The sequence below is a fragment of the Herbidospora sp. NBRC 101105 genome, assembly GCF_030269205.1.
In the GTDB taxonomy this organism is placed as follows: Bacteria; Actinomycetota; Actinomycetes; order Streptosporangiales; family Streptosporangiaceae; genus Herbidospora; species Herbidospora solisilvae.
In genome coordinates this window covers 25,505-44,088 of sequence record NZ_BSSX01000008.1, presented here as the reverse complement: position 1 = coordinate 44,088, position 18,584 = coordinate 25,505, and the positions used below count along the sequence as shown (strand labels likewise).

At 69.3% G+C, this 18,584-nt stretch carries 18 protein-coding genes; 9 read left to right on the top strand and 9 right to left on the bottom strand.

Annotated elements, in window-relative coordinates; genetic code table 11:
- Window positions 1-64: 64 nt before the first annotated feature.
- Window positions 65-1,177: a dual-specificity RNA methyltransferase RlmN gene (rlmN, locus tag QSK34_RS29870; RefSeq protein ID WP_285588931.1), complete on the top strand. Its 1,113-nt coding sequence runs from the start codon at window positions 65-67 to the stop codon at window positions 1,175-1,177.
- Here the strand turns inward: rlmN and QSK34_RS29865 are convergent.
- Window positions 1,167-1,832, bottom strand: coding sequence for a hypothetical protein (locus tag QSK34_RS29865; protein ID WP_285588926.1), 666 nt, complete (start codon window positions 1,830-1,832; stop codon window positions 1,167-1,169). The two genes, rlmN and QSK34_RS29865, sit on opposite strands and share 11 nt — an antisense overlap.
- Window positions 1,829-2,530 (bottom strand): ABC transporter ATP-binding protein, encoded by a 702-nt coding sequence (locus QSK34_RS29860; protein ID WP_285588924.1) that lies wholly within the window; start codon window positions 2,528-2,530, stop codon window positions 1,829-1,831. Before QSK34_RS29860 ends, QSK34_RS29865 begins: the two co-directional genes overlap by 4 nt.
- Window positions 2,531-2,587: 57 nt before the next feature.
- Here QSK34_RS29860 and QSK34_RS29855 point away from each other — a divergent pair, with 57 nt between their 5' ends.
- Complete coding sequence (locus QSK34_RS29855) at window positions 2,588-3,973, top strand: M1 family metallopeptidase (RefSeq protein WP_285588922.1); 1,386 nt, start codon at window positions 2,588-2,590, stop codon at window positions 3,971-3,973.
- A gap of 37 nt (window positions 3,974-4,010) precedes the next feature.
- On the opposite strand, the gene QSK34_RS29850 is transcribed toward QSK34_RS29855, so the two are convergent.
- Both QSK34_RS29850 and QSK34_RS29845 read right to left on the bottom strand, forming a co-directional pair.
- Window positions 4,011-5,399, bottom strand: coding sequence for an Nramp family divalent metal transporter (locus tag QSK34_RS29850; protein ID WP_285588920.1), 1,389 nt, complete (start codon window positions 5,397-5,399; stop codon window positions 4,011-4,013).
- 53 nt (window positions 5,400-5,452) lie between these two features.
- Window positions 5,453-5,935 carry an Lrp/AsnC family transcriptional regulator gene (locus QSK34_RS29845; RefSeq protein ID WP_030455690.1) on the bottom strand — a complete coding sequence of 161 codons (483 nt, stop codon included), beginning with the start codon at window positions 5,933-5,935 and terminating at the stop codon, window positions 5,453-5,455.
- 182 nt (window positions 5,936-6,117) lie between these two features.
- Between QSK34_RS29845 and QSK34_RS29840 the strand changes: the two genes are divergently transcribed.
- From QSK34_RS29840 to QSK34_RS29810, 7 genes are all read left to right on the top strand, one after another.
- Window positions 6,118-7,545 (top strand): gamma-aminobutyraldehyde dehydrogenase, encoded by a 1,428-nt coding sequence (locus QSK34_RS29840; protein WP_285588917.1) that lies wholly within the window; start codon window positions 6,118-6,120, stop codon window positions 7,543-7,545.
- A 16-nt stretch (window positions 7,546-7,561) separates the two neighbouring features.
- Window positions 7,562-8,656: an ABC transporter ATP-binding protein gene (locus QSK34_RS29835; protein ID WP_285588915.1), complete on the top strand. Its 1,095-nt coding sequence runs from the start codon at window positions 7,562-7,564 to the stop codon at window positions 8,654-8,656.
- A 60-nt stretch (window positions 8,657-8,716) separates the two neighbouring features.
- Window positions 8,717-9,916 (top strand): ABC transporter substrate-binding protein, encoded by a 1,200-nt coding sequence (locus QSK34_RS29830; RefSeq protein WP_285588913.1) that lies wholly within the window; start codon window positions 8,717-8,719, stop codon window positions 9,914-9,916.
- A gap of 4 nt (window positions 9,917-9,920) precedes the next feature.
- A complete protein-coding gene (locus tag QSK34_RS29825) occupies window positions 9,921-10,772 on the top strand; it encodes an ABC transporter permease (protein WP_285588911.1) in 852 nt (283 codons plus the stop codon).
- Window positions 10,769-11,557: an ABC transporter permease gene (locus tag QSK34_RS29820; RefSeq protein ID WP_062344010.1), complete on the top strand. Its 789-nt coding sequence runs from the start codon at window positions 10,769-10,771 to the stop codon at window positions 11,555-11,557. The genes QSK34_RS29825 and QSK34_RS29820 overlap by 4 nt, the downstream gene beginning before the upstream one ends.
- 306 nt (window positions 11,558-11,863) lie before the next feature.
- On the top strand, window positions 11,864-13,261 hold the full coding sequence (locus QSK34_RS29815) for an NAD(P)/FAD-dependent oxidoreductase (protein WP_030455695.1): 1,398 nt from the start codon (window positions 11,864-11,866) through the stop codon (window positions 13,259-13,261).
- Between the two features lie 24 nt (window positions 13,262-13,285).
- Complete coding sequence (locus QSK34_RS29810; protein WP_285588905.1) at window positions 13,286-14,182, top strand: alpha/beta hydrolase; 897 nt, start codon at window positions 13,286-13,288, stop codon at window positions 14,180-14,182.
- Here the strand turns inward: QSK34_RS29810 and QSK34_RS29805 are convergent.
- The 5 genes from QSK34_RS29805 to QSK34_RS29785 all read right to left on the bottom strand — a co-directional run bounded on the left by QSK34_RS29805 (window position 14,139) and on the right by QSK34_RS29785 (window position 18,534).
- Window positions 14,139-14,975, bottom strand: a complete 837-nt coding sequence (locus QSK34_RS29805; RefSeq protein WP_285588903.1) for a phosphotriesterase family protein — start codon at window positions 14,973-14,975, stop codon at window positions 14,139-14,141. The two genes, QSK34_RS29810 and QSK34_RS29805, sit on opposite strands and share 44 nt — an antisense overlap.
- Window positions 14,976-15,027: 52 nt before the next feature.
- Complete coding sequence (locus QSK34_RS29800; RefSeq protein WP_285588902.1) at window positions 15,028-15,690, bottom strand: hypothetical protein; 663 nt, start codon at window positions 15,688-15,690, stop codon at window positions 15,028-15,030.
- Window positions 15,691-15,835: 145 nt separating this feature from the next.
- On the bottom strand, window positions 15,836-16,471 hold the full coding sequence (locus QSK34_RS29795) for a DUF998 domain-containing protein (protein WP_285588900.1): 636 nt from the start codon (window positions 16,469-16,471) through the stop codon (window positions 15,836-15,838).
- A 12-nt stretch (window positions 16,472-16,483) separates the two neighbouring features.
- Window positions 16,484-17,707 (bottom strand): glycosyltransferase, encoded by a 1,224-nt coding sequence (locus tag QSK34_RS29790; RefSeq protein ID WP_285588897.1) that lies wholly within the window; start codon window positions 17,705-17,707, stop codon window positions 16,484-16,486.
- 11 nt (window positions 17,708-17,718) lie between these two features.
- The gene (locus QSK34_RS29785) at window positions 17,719-18,534 is read right to left on the bottom strand and encodes a DMT family transporter (RefSeq protein ID WP_285588895.1); all 816 of its coding nucleotides are present in this window, start codon (window positions 18,532-18,534) and stop codon (window positions 17,719-17,721) included.
- Window positions 18,535-18,584 lie beyond the last annotated feature (50 nt).

The following is an 18,584-nucleotide window of genomic DNA, read 5'->3' as shown; positions in this document are numbered from 1 at the left end:
ACTCTAAGCCCGGTGCCGCCCGGCCGTAAGAGCAGTCGTCGTTTTGAGATCGTGAGGGTTCGTTATGTCCGAGGCCGCCCCCAAGGCCGGTCAGCTCACGTTCGTCGCACCGCGACGGGCGAAGCCGCAGCGCCATCTGGCCGACCTGACCATGGCCGAGCGCCGTGCCGCCGTCGCGGAACTCGGTGAGAAGCCGTTCCGGGCCGACCAGCTCTCGCGCCACTACTTCGCCAAGCTGACCGAGTCGCCGGGTGACATGACCGACCTCCCGGCCGCCTCCCGCGAGACGCTCGGCCGGCTGCTGCCGTCGCTGCTGACCTCGGTCCGCGAGATCACCTGCGACGACGGCATGACCCGCAAGACCCTCTGGAAGCTGTTCGACGGCTCCCTGGTCGAGTCGGTCATGATGCGCTACCCCGACCGGGTCACGATGTGCGTCTCCTCGCAGGCCGGTTGCGGCATGAACTGCCCGTTCTGCGCGACCGGCCAGGCCGGGCTGACCCGCAACATGTCGACCGCCGAGATCGTCGAGCAGGTCGTCGCCGGGCAGCGGGCGCTGGCCAGGGGCGAGGTGCCGGGCGGGCCCGGCCGGGTCAGCAACATCGTCTTCATGGGCATGGGCGAGCCCATGGCCAACTACAAGGCCGTGATCGGCGCGGTCCACCGCATGGTCGACCCGTCGCCCGAGGGCCTGGGCATCTCCGCGCGCGGCGTGACCGTCTCCACGGTCGGCCTCGTCCCGGCGATCGAGAAGTTGTCGAACGAGGGCCTGCCGGTGACGCTGGCCGTCTCGCTCCACGCGCCCGACGACGAGCTGCGCGACACGCTGGTCCCGATCAACACGCGCTGGAAGGTGGCCGAGGTCCTCGGCGCGGCCTGGGACTACGCCGCCAAGACCAAGCGCCGGGTCTCGATCGAGTACGCCCTCATCAAGGACGTCAACGACCAGGAATGGCGGGCCGACCTGCTCGGGAAGCTGCTCAAGGGCAAGCTCGTCCACGTCAACCTGATCCCGCTCAACCCGACCCCGGGCTCGAAGTGGACGGCCTCCCGGCCGGAGGACGAACGGGCCTTCGTCCGGCGGCTGGAGTCCCACGGGGTCGCGGTGACGGTCCGCGACACCCGGGGACGTGAGATCGACGGCGCCTGCGGCCAGCTCGCCGCGGCTAACCCCTGACCCGGCGCACCGCCGCGTAACCGGCCAGCCCGGCCGCGCTCCAGGCCAGCGCCGAGGCCACGATGACCCCCAGCCGGTCGGGCAGTTCGTGGTGGTGGGCGGCGTTCATCCAGTCGAGGACCGGCACCGACGCCCACGGGCTCGCCGAGCTGAGCAGCAGGATCGCCATGTAGCCGCCGACCAGCACGGCGGCCGAGGCGGCGGGGGAGGCCAGCACCGGGCGGCTCGTCAGCGCGCCCAGGGCGGTCCCGGCCAGCACGGCCAGCAGGTGCAGCCCGGCGCCGTAGCCGAGGTCGGCCCCGCCGGGCGTCTCGGCGAAGCCCACGAACAGCGGGAACACCACGGCGACCAGCGCCAGCGCGCCGGTCAGCAGCAACGCCGCGAGCAGCCCGGCCACGAGTTCGCGGCGGCGGCCGACGGCGGTGATCGCGATGAGGCGCTGTTCGTCGGGCTCGTTGTCGAGCAGGCCCCGGGCCGCCCACGCGAAGACCAGCATCAGGATGCCGGCCGAGTCGGAGTAGCTGGGGAGTTCGCCGCCGGCGGGCACCCCGGTGGCGTAGATGATCGACAGCACGGCGAGCAGCCCGAGCACGGGCTGGAAGATCCGGTGCGACCGGACATAGCCCGAGAGCCGGAACGTGACCAGGGGAATCATGAGACCTCGTGGCCTTCCGCCCGCAGCCGGGCCGCCAGCGCGTCCGCCTTCGACTGCGGCAGCTTGATCGTCAGGGTGGTCAGGGGATCGTCCACGACGACCGGGGCGGCTTCGGCGATCTTCCCGTCGCGCACCTCGTAACGGGTGACGCCCGGCACCGACCGGAGGTCGCCCTGGTGGTCACTGGCGACGACGATGCCGCCCCGCGCGGCCACCTCGGCGACGATCACCGACAGTTCGGCGCGGGCCGTCGCGTCGAGCCCGGCGAACGGCTCGTCGAGGATCAGCAGCCCCGGCTCCCCGGCGAGGGCCTGGGCGAGGCCGACCTTGTGGGCGCTGCCCTTCGACAGGTCGGGCAACTTCTGGCCGAGCAGGTGGTCCATGCCAAGCCGCGCCGTCAGCTCCTCGGGCACGGCCACCCGGCGGACCGCCGCCATGTGGCGCAGGTAGGCCGCCACGGTGAACGGCTGGTCCGAGGGGAACCGTTCGGGGGCGTAGCCGATGACCGCCGGACGCTCCTCGATCCGGCCCCGGACCGGCCGCAACAGGCCCGCGAGCAGCCGCAGGAGGGTCGACTTGCCGGTGCCGTTGGGCCCGGTGATCTCGGCCACCGAGCCGGGGGCGAGGTCGAGGGAGGCGTCGGAGAGCACCCAGGGATCGCCTCGCCGGTAACGGAAGGAGACGTTCGTCGCACGCACTTCACCGATATTAGGTTGATTGTGTCCGTTGCCGGATTCATCTCGATAATGTGCGGCATGCTTCGCACACGAATCTCCGGCGCGGCGCTGCTCGCGGTGGCCGCGTTAGTCGCCCCCTCAGCCCCGGCATGGGCCGACGCCCACTCCCCGGGCTCCTCCGGTGTGGGCGACCCCTACTTTCCGCACGCCGGCAACGGCGGTTACGACGTCCAGCACTACGACCTGAAGCTGCGCTACACCCCCAAGTCCGGCCGGCTCGACTCCACCGCGACGATCACCGCCAAGGCCACCAAGGGCCTGTCGCGCTTCAACCTCGACCTGTCGGGGCTCACCGTCCGGTCGGTCGCCGTCGACGGGAAGAAGGCCAAGTGGTCGCGTAAGGGCCAGGAGCTGACCGTCACGCCGAAGAAGGGCATCGACGACGAGGCCACGTTCACGGTCGTCGTCGAGTACGACGGCACCCCGAAGCCGGTCGACGACTCCGACCTCGGCGTCACCGGGTTCATCCGCACCAAGGACGGCGCCGTCGTCGTCTCCCAACCCGACGGCGCCCGCACCTGGTTCCCCGCCAACGACACCCCGCGCGACAAGGCGACCTTCTCCTACGAGATCAGCGCCCCCGTCGGCCTGACGGTGCTGGCCAACGGCGAGCCGCAGAACTCCGGCATCGTCCGGGTCAAGAAGGGCTACGTCGTCTCCCGCTGGAAGATGAAGCAGCCCATGGCCCCCTACCTGGCCATGATCGCGATCGGCAAGTACAAGGTCAGCGAGGGCACGGCCGGGGGCGTCCTGAACATCACCGCCTACGACCCCGCCCTGGCCAAGACCTCCAAGCACCTCCACAAGGAGACCGCCGAGGCGACGAAGTGGGGCGTCGAGCACTTCGGCCCCTACCCGTTCGACTCGACCGGCGGCATCGCCGACAAGCTCGACGTCCACTACGCCCTGGAGACCCAGGGCCGCCCGGTCTACGACGGCGACGCCAGCGACGACCTGCTGATCGTGCACGAGATCGCGCACCAGTGGTTCGGCAACAGCGTCGGCCTGGAGTCGTGGAACGACATCTGGCTGAACGAGGGCCTGGCCAGCTACGCCGAGTGGCTCTACGAGGAGACCCACAACGGCCCGAAGGCCCAGACGACCTTCGACAAGTACTACAAGAGCACCGGCAAGTTCTGGGACGTCAAGACCGGCGCCCCGGGCAAGAAGAACATGTTCGACTGGGAGGCGATCTACCTGCGCGGCGCGATGACCGTCCACGCCCTGCGCACCGAGATCGGCGACGAGACCTTCTTCGGCCTGCTGAAGGAGTGGGCGGCCCGCAACCGGCACGAGACCGCCACCACCAAGGACTTCATCGCGCTCGCCGAGGAGCTCAGCGGCAAGGACCTCGGCCCGCTGTTCAAGAAGTGGCTGTACACGGCCAAGAAGCCCGCGCTGTAGCGCGCAGGGGGGCGGGCCGCCGGGAAGGGGCCCGCCCTCAGCCGGTCAGCTTGCCGATCTGGTCGATCAGCGTGAGCACCGAGAAGAACCCGAAGAAACCGAAGGCCAGCAGCACCGCGACCATGCGGTAGCCGCGGATCCTGATCGCCTGGGGCAACATCCTCCGGTTGAGGACGGCCAGCAGCGCCGAATAGACGAACATCATGATCCCGCCGACGCTGGAGGAGATCACCAGCAGCGTGATCGGCTGGTCGAAGCCGATGGTCAGCATCACGATCCCGAAGATCACGATGAACCAGACGACGAGCGAGTAGATCCGGCTCTCCGTCCACCGCGCCGAGGCGGGCAGGTAGACGGTCTTCACCACGTCGGCGACCATCCGCCCGACGTAGTCGCAGATGCCCATCGACGCGGCGAACAGCGACAGCGCGCCGATGGCCCAGAAGAATGTGCCGAACCAGCTCAGCCGCTGGTTCAGCACCTCGCCCTCGGCCTTGAGGAAGGTGATGTCGTTGGTGGCGCCCGAGCCGAAGACGGTCGAGTAGGCCAGCATCGACATCAGGAAGATCGTGAAGACGGTGATCGCGACGAACGAGACGAGCTGCTCGGCGTTGGCCACCTTCCACCAGCTCCGCCACCGCGACAGGTTCTCCTCGGTCGGCTCGAAGGTGTAGCCGGTGGCGGGCGCGGCCTGGTCCTCCCCGGTCACCGGCGAGACCAGCCGGGGGATCCGGGCGCCCATGCCCATGTTCTTGTCGCGGACCCAGTTGCTCTGCACGAGGTTCTGCCCGCCGCCCGCCCCCGCGAAGGCCAGCGCGCCCAGCACCAGCGCCGTGCCGAGCTGGCTGGGCACCGTCCCGATGCTCGTCACCGCCTCGCCCAGTCCCCGGTACGCCTCTCCCGAGATCGCCACGAACAGCGCGACGACCAGGAACACGAGCACGGCCGCGACCTTGACGAACTGGGTGGCCTCGACGGTCCGGTAGACGACGGGGGAGAGGGTCAGCGCGATCCCGATGATCACGAGCTCGATGACCGCGATGACCGTGACGTTCCCCTGGCCGACCGCGTAGGTGAACACGGTGGCGCTGGAGGTGGCCCACCCCGGCCAGATGTTGGCCAGCAGCGCCATCAGGGCGAACACGATCCCCCAGTGGCGCCCCAGCCGCGAGAACCCGGTGAGCGCGGTCTCCCCGGTGGCCAGGGTGTAGCGCTCGATCTCCATGTTCAGGAAGAACTGCGCCACCACCCCGACGACGGCCGCCCACAGGAACACCAGGCCGACGTTGGCGGAGATGTAGGGCCAGATGACGAACTCACCGGAAGCGAGCCCGACCCCGGCCGCGATCACTCCAGGACCGAGGACGCGGCGGAGCGGCTGGGGCTCGGGTAACTGCGCGACCTTGAACGCGGGCATGCTGCTCATGGCCGCCGTCGCTACCCGCGCAGACGCCTTTCAGGCGTGCCGGGAAGGTGCGGTCAGTGGGTTCCCCAGCTGTACGTTTGTTTGTGCAGCTTCAGGTAGACAAAGGTCTCGGTGGCCCTGACCGCAGGGATCGCCCGGATTTTGCCAAGAATTTCCAGGAGGTGTTGATCGCCCTCACACACGACCTCGACCATGATGTCGAGCGAGCCGGCCGTCAGGACGACGTAGTCGACCTCTTCGATCGAGCCGAGCTCGTCGGCGACGGCCTCCAGGTCGCCCTCGCACTTGATGCCGATCATGGCCTGCCGGGGGAACCCCAGGGTGAGCGGGTCGGTGACCGCCACGATCTGCATGACACCGGCGTCGAGCAGGCGCTGGACGCGCTGGCGGACGGCCGCCTCGGAGAGCCCGACGGCCTTCCCGATGGCGGCGTACGGCTTGCGGCCGTCGGCCTGCAGTTGCTCGACGATCTGCTTGGAGATCTCGTCGAGCACCACGGGGCCGTTCCTGGTGGTCCGAACTCTCGGCGTGGTCATCCCCGCATAAGCCCTTCATGTTTCCGACATGTTGCCGCCTAGGTGCGACATGTTGTCAGTTCAGCGTCCCTTGTCAAGCGATTCCGTAGCAATTTGATATCTTTCGCTACGAAATCCCTTGTCGTTGTCTGATATGTCTGTCAGAGTCGCGACAACTTTGAACACCTTCACAGGAGGTCGAAGTGACCACCCGCCTGCAGAACTACATCAACGGGAAGTTCGTCGACGCCCGGAGCGGGCGCTTCTCCGACGTGGTCGACCCGAGCACCGGCGAGGTCTACGCGCAGGCCCCCCTGTCCGGACAGGAGGACGTCGACGCGGCCTACGAGGCCGCCGCGGCGGCGTTCGAGACCTGGGGACAGACGACTCCGGGTGAGCGTGCGAACCTGCTGTTGAAGATAGCCGACGCCATCGAGGCGCGCGCGGAGGAGATCAACCAGGCCGAGTGCCGCAACACCGGCAAGCCCTACGCCCGCATGAGCGAGGACGAGACCCCCGTCGCGGCCGACCACTTCCGCTTCTTCGCGGGCGCCGCGCGCACGCTGGAGGGCCCGACGGCCGGCGAGTTCCTCGCCGAGCACACCTCGGTCATCCGGCACGAGCCGGTCGGCGTCATCGGCCAGGTCACGCCGTGGAACTACCCGATGATGATGGCCGTCTGGAAGATCGCCCCGGCGCTGGCCGCGGGCAACACGATCGTGCTGAAGCCGTCGGACACCACCCCGGTCTCCACCGTCAAGCTCGCCGAGATCATCGGCGACGTGCTCCCGGCCGGCGTCTTCAACGTCGTCACCGGCGACCGCGAGACCGGCTCGCTGGTCGTCTCCCACCCGACCGCCTCGATGGTCGCCATCACCGGCTCGGTCGGCGCGGGCATGGCCGTCGCCAAGAGCGCGGCCGACGACCTCAAGCGGGTCCACCTGGAGCTGGGCGGCAAGGCCCCGGTCGTGGTCTTCGACGACGTCAAGGACATCAAGGCCACCGCCGAGGCCATCGCCGGGGCGGGCCTCTACAACGCCGGGCAGGACTGCACCGCGGCCTGCCGCGTGCTCGTCCAGGAGTCGATCCACGCCGAGTTCGCCGAGGCCCTCAAGGAGGCCGCCGCCGCGACCGTCACCGGCACCGGCGACGACGCCTTCTACGGCCCGCTCAACAACCCCAACCAGCTCGCCCGGGTGCAGGGCTTCTTCGAGCGCCTCCCCGAGCACGCCACCGTGCTCACGGGCGGCGAGCGGGTCGGCGAGGCGGGCTACTTCTTCGCCCCGACCGTGGTCGACGGCCTGAAGCAGGACGACGAGATGATCCAGACCGAGGTCTTCGGCCCGGTCATCACCGTCCAGACCTTCACCGACGAGGCCGACGCCCTGGCCAAGGCCAACGGCGTGCAGTACGGCCTGTCGGGCTCCGTCTGGACCTCCGACCACGGCCGCGCGATGCGCATGTCGAAGCGGCTCGACTTCGGGGTCGTGTGGGTCAACACCCACATCCCCTTCGTGTCGGAGATGCCCCACGGCGGCTTCAAGCACTCCGGGTACGGCAAGGACCTGTCGGTCTTCGGCCTGCACGACTACACCCGCGTGAAGCACGTCATGCACTACATCGGCGAATGAGTTAGCGAGAGGTGATATGCCCGAGGATGTCCCCGCCATCGAGCTTGACGGCGTCGTCAAGGAATACCTCGCGCACGGCGAGACGGTTCAGGCGGTAAAAGGTGTCAGCCTGACGATCGGGGAGGGCGAGTTCTTCTCCCTCCTCGGCCCGTCCGGCTGCGGCAAGACGACGACGATGCGCATGATCGCGGGGTTCGAGGAGCCCACGAAGGGCCTCGTCAAGCTCCTCGGGCAGGACGTCACCAACGTCCCGCCCAACAAGCGCGACATCAACATGGTCTTCCAGTCGTACGCGCTGTTCCCGCACATGAACGTGTGGGAGAACGTCGCGTTCGGGCTGCGCCGCAAGAAGGTGGCCGAGGCCGAGATCAAGCAGCGGGTGGGCGACATCCTGGACATCGTCGACCTCACGGGCCGCGAGAAGCGGCGTCCGCGCGAGATGTCCGGCGGCCAGCAGCAGCGGGTGGCGCTGGCCCGCGCGCTGGTCAACCGGCCCCGGGCGCTGCTGCTCGACGAGCCGCTGGGCGCCCTCGACCTGAAGTTGCGCCAGCAGATGCAGACCGAGCTCAAGCGCATCCAGCGCGAGGTCGGCATCACCTTCGTCTACGTGACCCACGACCAGTCCGAGGCGCTCACGATGAGCGACCGGATCGCCGTCATGAACGACGGCCTGGTCGAGCAGCTCGCCGACCCGCGCGAGATCTACGAGAGGCCGGCGTCGAAGTTCGTGGCCGGGTTCATCGGGACCTCGAACCTGCTGTCGGGCACCGTGGACGCCGTCGACGGCGGCCTGCTGGTGGTCCGGCTCGGCGAGCAGGACCGCATCCTCGTACCCGGGCAGGCGGCGGCGGGGGACACCGTCGACCTGACCGTCCGGCCGGAGAAGATCACGATCTCGACCGAGCAGCCCGAGGCCGGGCTGAGCATGGTCAAGGGCACCGTGGGCGAGCTCACCTATCTCGGCACCTACAACAGCTACGCGGTGGCGCTGGCCGACGGCACGGAGATCACCGTCTTCCAGCAGAACGCCATCGACAGCTCGACGACGGCGGAGCGCGGCGACACGGTGTGGCTCTCGTGGCGTCCGCAGCACTCTTACACGTTGTCGTAAGCGGGGGAATTTTGCGGATAACTTCAGGAACGTCCAGATAGAAACCCCCTCGGAGCTTTGATGAACAATCCCCTCCTGCGCGGTCTGACGCAGTCCCGATACTCCCGCCGTGACGCCCTCCGCTTCGCCGGATACTCGGCCGCCGGGCTCGCTCTGGCCGCCTGCGGCGTGCAGGGCCAGAAGGCGGCGGCGCCCTCTCCCAGCGCCGTCGCCGACTTCTGGTCCACGCAGAAGAAGAACGGCCGGGTCGTCTTCGCCAACTGGCCCGAGTACATGCCCGAGGACCAGGGCCCGCTGAAGCAGTTCCAGCAGGCGACCGGGATCTCGTACGAGTACAAGGAGGTCATCCAGGAGAACGCCGAGTTCTTCGGCAAGTCGGAGCCGCAGCTCCGGGCCGGGCAGCCGCTCGGCTACGACATCATCGTGATGACCAACGGTCTCCAGCTCGGCAAGATGATCCAGCTCGGCTACCTGACCGCGCTCGACCACAAGCAGCTGCCCAACTTCGCCGCCAACGCCGGGGCGTCGTACAAGAACCCGGCCTACGACCCGAACAACACGTACACGATCCCCTACCAGGCGGGCGTGACGGGCATCGCGTACAACACCAAGTACGTCGACGAGGACATCACCAGCATCCAGTCGCTGTTCGACAAGAAGTACGAGGGCAAGGTCGGCATGATGGCCGACGCCCAGGAGGTCGGCAACTTCGGCATGTTCGCCGTCGGCGTCGACCCCGACAAGTCGACGCAGGCCGACTGGGAGAAGGCCGCCGCCAAGCTCAAGGAGCAGCGCGACCAGGGCATCGTCCGCAAGTACTACGCCCAGGACTACATCGACGCCGTCGCCAAGGGCGACGTGTGGCTGAGCCAGGCATGGTCGGGCGACGTGTTCCAGCGGCAGCTCGCCGGCGAGCCGGTCAAGTTCGTGGTGCCCCAGGAGGGCGGCACGATCTGGATCGACAACATGGCCATCCCGAAGGGCGCCGCCAACCCGGTCGACGCGCTCATGCTGATGGACTTCCTGTACAAGCCCGAGGTCGCCGCCGAGCTGACCGCCTACATCCAGTACGTCACCCCGGTCAACGGCGTGCAGCAGATTCTGGCCGCCAAGGGCGACGACGACTCCAAGGCCCTGGCCGAGAGCCCGCTCATCTTCCCGACCGAGGCCGACTACGCCAAGCTGCGGCCCTACCGCACCCTCACCAACGCCGAGGAGCCGGTCTACAACGGCCTCTTCCAGACCATCACCCAGGGCTGATCGAATGAGACGCTGGACGCCTTACTGGCTCGCCCTGCCCGCGTGGTTGTGGCTCGCCATCTTCCTGGTGGTGCCCATCGCGGCCATGGCCTCGGTGTCGCTGACCACGGGCAACCTCATCGACGGGTTCACGCAGACGTTCAGCGTCTCCAACTACTCGGACGCGATCGCGAAGTACAGCACGCAGCTCGTGCGCTCTCTCGTGTACGGCGGCGTCGCGACCGTGATCATGCTGGTGCTCGGCTATCCGGTGGCGTACTGGATCGCCTTCAAGGCCGGGCACCGCAAGTCCATGTTCCTGTTCCTCCTGCTGCTGCCCTTCTTCGTGTCGTTCGTGCTCCGGACGATCTCGTGGGGCTTCCTGCTGGCCGACGACGGCATCCTGTTCGGCACGCTGAAGGGCTGGGGCGTGCTGCCGCAGGACTTCCACGTGCTGGCCACGACCGTGGCGGTCATCGGCGGCCTGGTCTACAACTTCCTGCCGTTCATGATCCTGCCGATCTACGTCGCGCTGGAGCGGGTCGACCCCCGGGTCATCGAGGCCTCCTACGACCTGTACGCCTCGCGCATCTCGACCTTCCGGCGTGTGGTGCTGCCGCTGTCGCTGCCGGGCGTGTTCGCCGGGGTGCTGATGACGTTCGTGCCGGCCACGGCCGACCCGATCAACGCCCAGGTCCTCGGCGGCACCGGCAACACGATGATCGGCAACATCGTGCAGACCGAATACCTGGTCAACAACGACTACCCGACCGCGTCGGCGATCTCGTTCACCCTGATGGCCGTGCTGCTGATCGGCATCTTCATCTACGCGCGTGCCCTCGGCACCGAGAACGTGCTGGAGGCGGCGGCCCGATGAGAGGGAAGCTGGGCGACAGGGCCCTTTACGTCTACACGTGGCTGATCATCCTGTGGCTGGCCTCGCCCATCGCCGTGATGATCCTGTTCGGCTTCAACGACAAGCAGTCGAAGTCGAACACCTCGTGGCAGGGTTTCACGTTCAAGTGGTACCAGCAGCTCTTCGCCATCGACGGCCTCACCGACGCACTGGTCAACTCGCTGATCATCGCGGTCGTCAGCACGATCCTTGCGACCGTCCTCGGCACCCTGCTCGGCCTGGCCGTCGGCCGCTACCGCTTCCGCGGCAAGGGCGTCACCGACTTCCTGATCTTCGCCGCGATCAGCACGCCCGAGCTGGTCATGGGCGCCTCGCTGCTGTCGCTGTTCGTGTCGGCCAACGCCCCGCGCGGCCACATCACGATCATCATCGCGCACACGCTCTTCTCGCTCGCGTTCGTCGTCGTGACGGTCCGGGCGAGGGTGGTCGGCCTCGACCCCTCGCTGGAGGAGGCCGCCCGTGACCTGGGCGCCGGCACGTTCACCACGTTCCGCCTGGTCACCCTTCCGTCGATCATGCCGGGCGTGGCGGCGGGCGCGATGCTCGCCTTCGCCCTGTCGATCGACGACTACGTCGTGACGAGCTTCGTCAACGGCTCGGAACAGACGTTCCCCCTGTGGATCGTGGGCGCCGTGAAGGTGGGCATCCCGCCACAGGTGAACGTCATGGGAACCCTTATCTTTGGTATAGGCGTCCTGCTCGCCGTCGCCAACGCCATATCCGCCCGCAGGAAGACGACCCACTAAAGGGACGTGAAATGTGTGACCCCCTCGCACAGCCGCACTCCTAGCACCGCGAAGGGCAAGTGCCCGCACCACTCCGCTCGCGCCGTTCTGATTCGGCGCGAGCCCGGCGTGACCGCCGCCCCCACCTGATCTGATCTCTTGAGCCCCGTCGAGCCGTGCTCCGGGGCCGATCGGCGTTTCCTCCACCGGCTTGTCATTCCGTCATGCCGGGATTTTCCGTACCCCCAAGAAAGAGGCCTTGATGATGAGGTGCACGAGAAAAATTGTCGGGATCCCCGCCGGTGACGAACCCGTTTTGAGGCGATGATGGATCCGCGACGCGCGCTCGCCGACGCCGAGCGCAAGCCCTACTGGCTGCACGAAGACCCCCTGGAGCCCGAGACGCTGCCGCGTCTGTTCGGCCACACCACCGCCGACCTGGCCATCGTCGGCGGCGGGTTCTCCGGCCTGTGGACGGCCCTGCTGGCCAAGGAGCGCGACCCCAGACGCGACGTCGTCCTGCTGGAGGGCCAGACGGTCGGCTGGGCGGCGACCGGCCGCAACGGCGGTTTCTGCCACGCGAGCCTGACCCACGGGCTCGGGAACGGCCTGGAGCGGTGGCCCTACGAGATCGCCGATCTCCACCGGATGGGCATCGAGAACTTCAACGAGATCGAAGAGACGATCAAGCGCTACGGCATCGACTGCTCCTTCGAGCGGACCGGCGAGATGAACGTCGCCACCGAGCAGTGGCAGATCGACGAGATGCGCGAGATCCACACGATCGGCCGCGAGCTCGGCATGGACATCCAGTACCTCGACCAGGACGAGGTGCGGGCCGAGGTCAACTCCCCGACCTACATCGCCGGCGTCTGGGAACGCGGCGAGTGCGCCATGATCGACCCGGCCCGGCTCGCGTGGGGCCTGCGGCAGGCGTGCCTGAAGCTCGGGGTGCGCATGTACGAGCACTCGCCGGTCCGCGAGATCTCCTCGCTCGGCCCGTCGTTGCAGCTCAAGTCGATGTACGGCACCGTTCGCGCCCGCCGGGTGGCGCTGGGCACCGGCGTGTTCTCGCCCCTGCTGCGGCGGCTCAAGTACTACGTCGTGCCCGTCTACGACTACGCCCTGATGACCGAGCCGCTCACCGAGGCGCAGCTCGACTCGATCGGCTGGAAGAACCGGCAGGGCATGGGCGACTCGGCCAACCAGTTCCACTACTACCGGCTGACCGACGACAACAGCATCCTGTGGGGCGGCTACGACGCCGTCTACTACAACGGCGGCCGGGTCCGCCCGACCTACGACCAGCGCGACACCACCTTCCACACGCTGGCCGAGCACTTCTACGAGACCTTCCCCCAGCTGGAGGACGTGCGGTTCTCCCACAAGTGGGGCGGCGTCATCGACACGTGCAGCCGATTCTCGGCGTTCTTCGGCACCGGCTACGGCACCCGGCTGGCCTACGCCGTCGGCTACACCGGCCTCGGCGTGGCGGCCACCCGCTTCGGCGCCAACGTCATGCTCGACCTCCTCGACGGGCGCGACACCGAACGGACGCGGCTCGACATGGTGCGCCAGAAGCCGGTGCCGTTCCCGCCCGAGCCCGTCAGGTCGGGGGTGATCCAGCTGACCCGGTGGTCGCTGGCCCGGGCCGACGCGAACGGCGGACGCCGCAACATGTGGCTGCGCACCCTCGACCGGCTCGGGCTGGGATTCGACTCATGAGATCTTTACGTCAACACTGAGGGAATGAGAGTCGAGTTCACCGCAGGCACCCTCCGGCTCGCAGGCGAGCTGAGGGTGCCGACGGGCCCGGGCCCCCATCCGGCGCTCGTCTTCACCGGCCCCTTCACCGGGGTGAAAGAACAGGTCACGGGCCTGTACGCCGCCCGCCTCACCGATCTCGGCTACGTCACGCTGGCCTTCGACCACCGCAACTGGGGTGAGTCCGACGGCCAGCCCCGGCGGCACGAAGACCCCCAGGGCAAGCTGGAGGACCTGCGCGCCGCCGTGAGCTACGTGCGGTCCCGCCCCGAGGTGCGCGCCGACGCCATCGGGGCGGTCGGCATCTGCCTCGGCGGCGGCTACGCATTGAAGTTCGCCGCCTTCGACCCCCGGGTGCGGGTGTTCGTCGGCATCGCGGGCGGCTACAACAGCCCCTACACGATGCGGACCGGCGACTGGTGGCCCGGCGCCCTGAAGTCCTTCACCGAGGCGCTGGAGCGGCAGGACCTCGGGGCGCGGCCCGAGTACGTCCCGGCGGTCGGCGGCCCCGACGCCGCGATGGCGGGCGACGAACCGTTCCAGTACTACGGCACCGCCCGCGGCCAGACCCCCGGCTGGGTCAACGAGGTGACGAGGGCCTCGTTGCGCGAGCTGATCACGATGGACAACATGATGGGCGCCGACTTCCTGTCACCGAAACCGGCGCTGCTGGTGCACGGCGTGGTCGACGCCTACTGCGCCCCCGAGGGCGCCCACGAGGTGCACGCCCGCCTGTCGGAGCCGCGGAAGCTGGTGTGGCTCGACGCGAAGCAGCACGTCGACCTCTACGACACCGAGCCCTACGTCACCCAGGCGGTCGAGGCCGTGGGCGAGTTCCTCAGCGTCCACCTGCCAGCCACCGCACGGGGTTCACACGGGTGACCAGGTCGGGCACGCCCTCGACGTCGAACAACTTCGCGTAGCCCTCGCCGCCGTAGGGGCCGAGCTGGTCGCGGCGGGAGACCCCCGAGGTGAACAGCACCCGTTCGCCGTGCCCCGCGTCGAGCAGGGTGAACACGTCGTCGGGGCAGGTGACCGTGACGTAGGCGCCGGTCTCGCAGATCTTGCGCTGGGCCAGCGGGTCGGCGGTCCTGACGTTGACCCGCTGCGGCGGCACCCGGTGGTGCAGCAGCGTCTCCAGCAGCGCCAGCCCGGACGCCGCGACGGGCAGGTCGGTCCGGAGCGACGCGCGGGCGGCGGCCACCGTCGCCCGCTCCTCGGCCGGGGTGGGCGTCTCGTCGTGGGCGGCGGCGATGATGAGGCCGGGCCGCGCGGAGGTCCCGTCGAGCCCGACGCCGATCTCCCGCAGCAGGTCGCCGGTGAGGTCGTCGACCCCGGCGCGGTTGATCAGCTCCCCGGCGAAGGGTTCGGCGCCGAAGCCGGTGGCGGCGACGATCGCGACCCGGCTGCCCGCGGCCATGCGGGTGAGGGCGGTGGTGTCGCGTCCCATGCCGAGGCCGGTGTGGTCGACGATCAGCGACAGGCCGAACTCCCGGTTGAGGCGGGTCAGCTCGGCGGTGACGTGGCCCTCTTCGTCGAGCCAGCGCTCCGGATCGGACTCGACCCCGACGCCCCAGCGGGTGTCGGCCCGCAGGGTCTCCCAGGGGAGCACCGGGCCTTCGACGGAACTGACCGGGACGGTCCCGGCGACGGTCTGGATACGAGCCTCGAACATGACCGGACATTAGCCGATTTTGAGGCGTGATCAGGCCATTCTTGGGATTCCTTTACCCCGGAGTGTCAGCGTTTGTCGGCTCCGGGGACACGCAGGCCAGTTGGGCGGGGTCCTTCACGACGGTGATCTCGTCGAGCACGCGCCCCTGCGCGGGGATCGCCGGCGGCCGGCTTCCGGCGGGCACCCAGTAGACGCGGATGTCGTACTCGCGGTCGGCGTCGCGCGGGTCGTCGGCCCCGACGCGGACCGGCACCCGCCAGCCGCCGTCGTCGCGGGTGGTCAGTTCGCGGACGACCACGCCGCCGACGACCAGCCACAACTTCCCGGCCCCCGGCGGGATGGCGGTGCCGGTGACGGTCGTGCAGGTCGGGCTGAAGCCGCCGTCGACCGGCCGGGTGATGTGCACCATCCCGTAGTTGACGGCGAGCGGCGCCCGCGTCACGGCGGCGGCCGGGGGAGCGAATCCGGTCTGCCGCACGAGGGAGATGACGAGGCCCGTCACCGTCAGGGCGAACCCGGCGATGGCGAACGGCAGGAATTCTGGTTTGCCGCGAAGCCCGATGATGAAAAGTGCCGAAGCGGCGAATCCGGCGAATATGCTGACCGGTCCGAGGTATTTTCCGGATAAGTCCGGATTCGCGAACGCCCAGGTCGTGGCGGCCGCGATTCCGCAGGCGGCGGCCGTGATCCGGGCGGCGATCGGCGCGTGTCCCATGAACGGGAGTATCCATCGCCGCCAATGCCGGATTCGCGGATTCGGCCGAGTTCGCCGCGATCGAATACATCGAGCGGGTCATACCGTGTCAAATGCCGGAAATGAAGAACCGCCCCTTTCTGGGGAAAAGGGGCGGTGAAAAGGCTCAGCCGTTCAACGCGTGTTCCGGCCGCGCCGCCGGGGCGACCGCCCGCTGCGCGACCTTGCCCGCGTTCGCCAGGGCGATCACCAGCAGGATCTCCAGCACCACCACGACCCGCTCCAGCAGGCCGAAGTAGGCCTCGCCGCCGATCAGCGCCGACACCGGCGACGTCGGGTGGCTCAGCAGGTAGGCGGCCAGGACGGCTCCGCTCACCCGGGCCAGCACGCCGACGGCCCCGAGCGGTCCCCGCCGCGTCAGGATCCAGCCGGCCACCGGCAGCGCGGTGAAGACCACGGCCGTCGACCAGCGGTGGATCTCCCCGGCCAGGCTGGTCACGTCGGCCGACAGGTCGGTCGGGAAGATGGTGGCGAGCACCAGCCCGGCCGCCGCGACGATCAGCAGGACGCGGGTGGCCGCCGTCCGCGACGGGTCGGGTTCGGTCAGGGACCAGGCCGTGGCCACGCACCCGGCCGCCAGGGCCATCATGCCGAGGGCGAAGAGGGTCTCGGTCGCCGTGTTCGTCACGGCGTAGTCGCTCAGCAGGCCGGTCATCGGGCTGATGAGGTCGGCGAAGAAGACGTGCAGGGCCAGCATCAGCAGCAGGGCCGCCGCCGGGCCCGCCGTGGCCAACAGGATCATGGTTCCCCCGGTTCAGTGGACAGCGGATATGGGTGCGCGGTGCACGAGTTCCCCGTAGATCGACTCGAAACGGGCCAGCGACTGCTCGTGCGTGTGGGTCGCGGCCAGAGCCAGGCTCGCCTTCGACATCGCGGCGCGTTCCTCGGGCTGGGTGAGGATGGAGGCGAGGTGCCGGGCCAGCTCGGAGACGTCCCCGGGCGTGTAGAGGTGGCCGTTGCCCTCGACGAGGTGCGGCAGGGCCATCGCGTCGGCGGCGACGACCGGCAGGCCGCTCGCCATCGCCTCCAGGGTGGCGATGCTCTGAAGTTCGGCCGTGCCGGGCATGCAGAACACGTCGGCGACGGCGTACGCCTGGGGCAGGTCGGCGTCCTCGACGAAGCCCAGGAACCTCACGTGGTCGCCGGCGCCGACCCGGTGGGCCAGCCTCTCCAGCGCCTCGCGGCGGTTGCCCTGGCCGACGAAGACGGCCTGGCAGTCGAGGTCGTTGTGCAGCTTCGGCAGCGCCAGCACGATCTCTTCGAGGTGCTTCTCCTCGTCGAGGCGGCCGACGAACAGGATGGTCGGACGCTCCGGCACGCCGAACCGGCGGCGGGCCCAGGTCTGCGGCTGCGGGCGGAACCGGGACAGGTCGATGCCGCACGACACCGGCTCGACCTTCTTGCGCAGGCCCTTGGCCGCCAGCAGCTCGGCGGCCAGCGGGGTCGGCGTGGTGACGTGGTCGGCCCGCTCGAAGATCCGGTTGAGGTCCTTCCAGGCCAACTCGCCGACGCGGCGGCGGAGCCGGTTGGGCACCCCGGTGAACTGGAAGAGGTTGTCCGGCATGAAGTGGTTGGTGGCGACCACGGGCAGCCCGGCCCGCTTGGCGGCGGCCACGGCCGAGCGGCCGACCACGAAGTGGCCCTGGGTGTGCACGACGTCGGGCGCGATCCGCCGGACCAGCCGGTCCATGGTGCGGCCGAGCCCGGCCGGGACGGTGAACCGCATCGTCGGGTGGACCAGCAGGCGGGCCGACCGGAGCCGGTGCACGAGCACCCCCTCGATCACGTCGGTGACCGGGGGTCCGTCGTCGGAGCTGCACACGACGTGGACCTCCGTCCCCCGCGCCGCCAGGCCCGAGGCCAGGCGGTGGGTGAAGTAGGCGGCGCCGTTGACGTCCGGCGGGTAGGTGTCGGTCGCGATCAGCACCCGGCGGGGGCGCGAGTGCGCGACGGACGCCTCGGCGAGGGTGAGGCTCATGGGGGCTCCGTTCACCTTGACAGGGGGGTGGTTCTGGCGAGCGCGACCGTGCCGGCCGCCGCGAGGGCCGCGGCCGCCGTCGCCGCCAGTCCGTTGGCGGGAAGGGGTTCACCGAGCAGCAGCGCGCCGAAGGACACCGCGGTCACCGGGTCGGTGACCTGCAGCGCCGCGAAGGCCACCCCGAAGTGTCCGATCGCGTACGCCTTCTGGAGCAGCATCAGCGCGGCGACCAGCGGGATCGGGAGGGCCAGGAGGAACCACAACTGGGCGGGCCAGCCGTCGGCGACGACCCGCATCAGGGTGGAGGCGGCGCCGTACATGACACCGGCGGAGACGGCCAGCAGGGCGGTGCGCCCCGGCGGGCCGATCCGGGTGGCGGCGGCCAGGCAGATCAGGGCGGCGGCGCCCGCCAGGCTCAGCATCAGGGTGACCTCGGCGGCGGTCATGCTCGGTGGCCGGGTCGGCACCGGAACCATCAGGACCAGCGCGATCAGGCCGATCGCGACCATCGCCCCCGCCGCCAGCTCGTTCCTGGACGTCCTGCGTCCGTGCAGGGCGGCGGCGATGGGAAGGGCGAAGAGCAGACTGGCGACACCCATGGGCTGCACGATCGTCAGCGGGCCGATGCTCAGCGCGTAGACGTGCAGGAGGCCGCCCGCGGCGATCACCGCCCCGCCGAGCAGCCAGCGCGGCCGGCGCAGCAGCACCCGCAGGCGGGGCTCGTTGCCGGTGGCCGCGACGTGCTGCTGGAGGGCGGCGCCGAGGGCGAAGAAGAGCGAACCGACGAGGGCTACGGCCGCCGACGGCGCTGCCGCGAGCATGGTCATGGTGCGGACTCCTCTCCCCTGGATGAAGCCATGGCACGGTGGCCGGAACG

Coding starts and splice junctions, on each gene's coding strand:
- QSK34_RS29850 (WP_285588920.1), bottom strand. CDS start 5,399: ATGAGCAGCATGCCCGCGTTCAAGGTCGCGCAGTTACCCGAGCCCCAG.
- QSK34_RS29825 (WP_285588911.1), top strand. CDS start 9,921: ATGAGACGCTGGACGCCTTACTGGCTCGCCCTGCCCGCGTGGTTGTGG.
- QSK34_RS29815 (WP_030455695.1), top strand. CDS start 11,864: ATGGATCCGCGACGCGCGCTCGCCGACGCCGAGCGCAAGCCCTACTGG.
- QSK34_RS29790 (WP_285588897.1), bottom strand. CDS start 17,707: ATGAGCCTCACCCTCGCCGAGGCGTCCGTCGCGCACTCGCGCCCCCGC.
- rlmN (WP_285588931.1), top strand. CDS start 65: ATGTCCGAGGCCGCCCCCAAGGCCGGTCAGCTCACGTTCGTCGCACCG.
- QSK34_RS29810 (WP_285588905.1), top strand. CDS start 13,286: ATGAGAGTCGAGTTCACCGCAGGCACCCTCCGGCTCGCAGGCGAGCTG.
- QSK34_RS29805 (WP_285588903.1), bottom strand. CDS start 14,975: ATGTTCGAGGCTCGTATCCAGACCGTCGCCGGGACCGTCCCGGTCAGT.
- QSK34_RS29820 (WP_062344010.1), top strand. CDS start 10,769: ATGAGAGGGAAGCTGGGCGACAGGGCCCTTTACGTCTACACGTGGCTG.
- QSK34_RS29855 (WP_285588922.1), top strand. CDS start 2,588: ATGCTTCGCACACGAATCTCCGGCGCGGCGCTGCTCGCGGTGGCCGCG.
- QSK34_RS29835 (WP_285588915.1), top strand. CDS start 7,562: ATGCCCGAGGATGTCCCCGCCATCGAGCTTGACGGCGTCGTCAAGGAA.
- QSK34_RS29845 (WP_030455690.1), bottom strand. CDS start 5,935: ATGACCACGCCGAGAGTTCGGACCACCAGGAACGGCCCCGTGGTGCTC.
- QSK34_RS29785 (WP_285588895.1), bottom strand. CDS start 18,534: ATGACCATGCTCGCGGCAGCGCCGTCGGCGGCCGTAGCCCTCGTCGGT.
- QSK34_RS29865 (WP_285588926.1), bottom strand. CDS start 1,832: ATGATTCCCCTGGTCACGTTCCGGCTCTCGGGCTATGTCCGGTCGCAC.
- QSK34_RS29795 (WP_285588900.1), bottom strand. CDS start 16,471: ATGATCCTGTTGGCCACGGCGGGCCCGGCGGCGGCCCTGCTGCTGATG.
- QSK34_RS29800 (WP_285588902.1), bottom strand. CDS start 15,690: ATGGGACACGCGCCGATCGCCGCCCGGATCACGGCCGCCGCCTGCGGA.
- QSK34_RS29830 (WP_285588913.1), top strand. CDS start 8,717: ATGAACAATCCCCTCCTGCGCGGTCTGACGCAGTCCCGATACTCCCGC.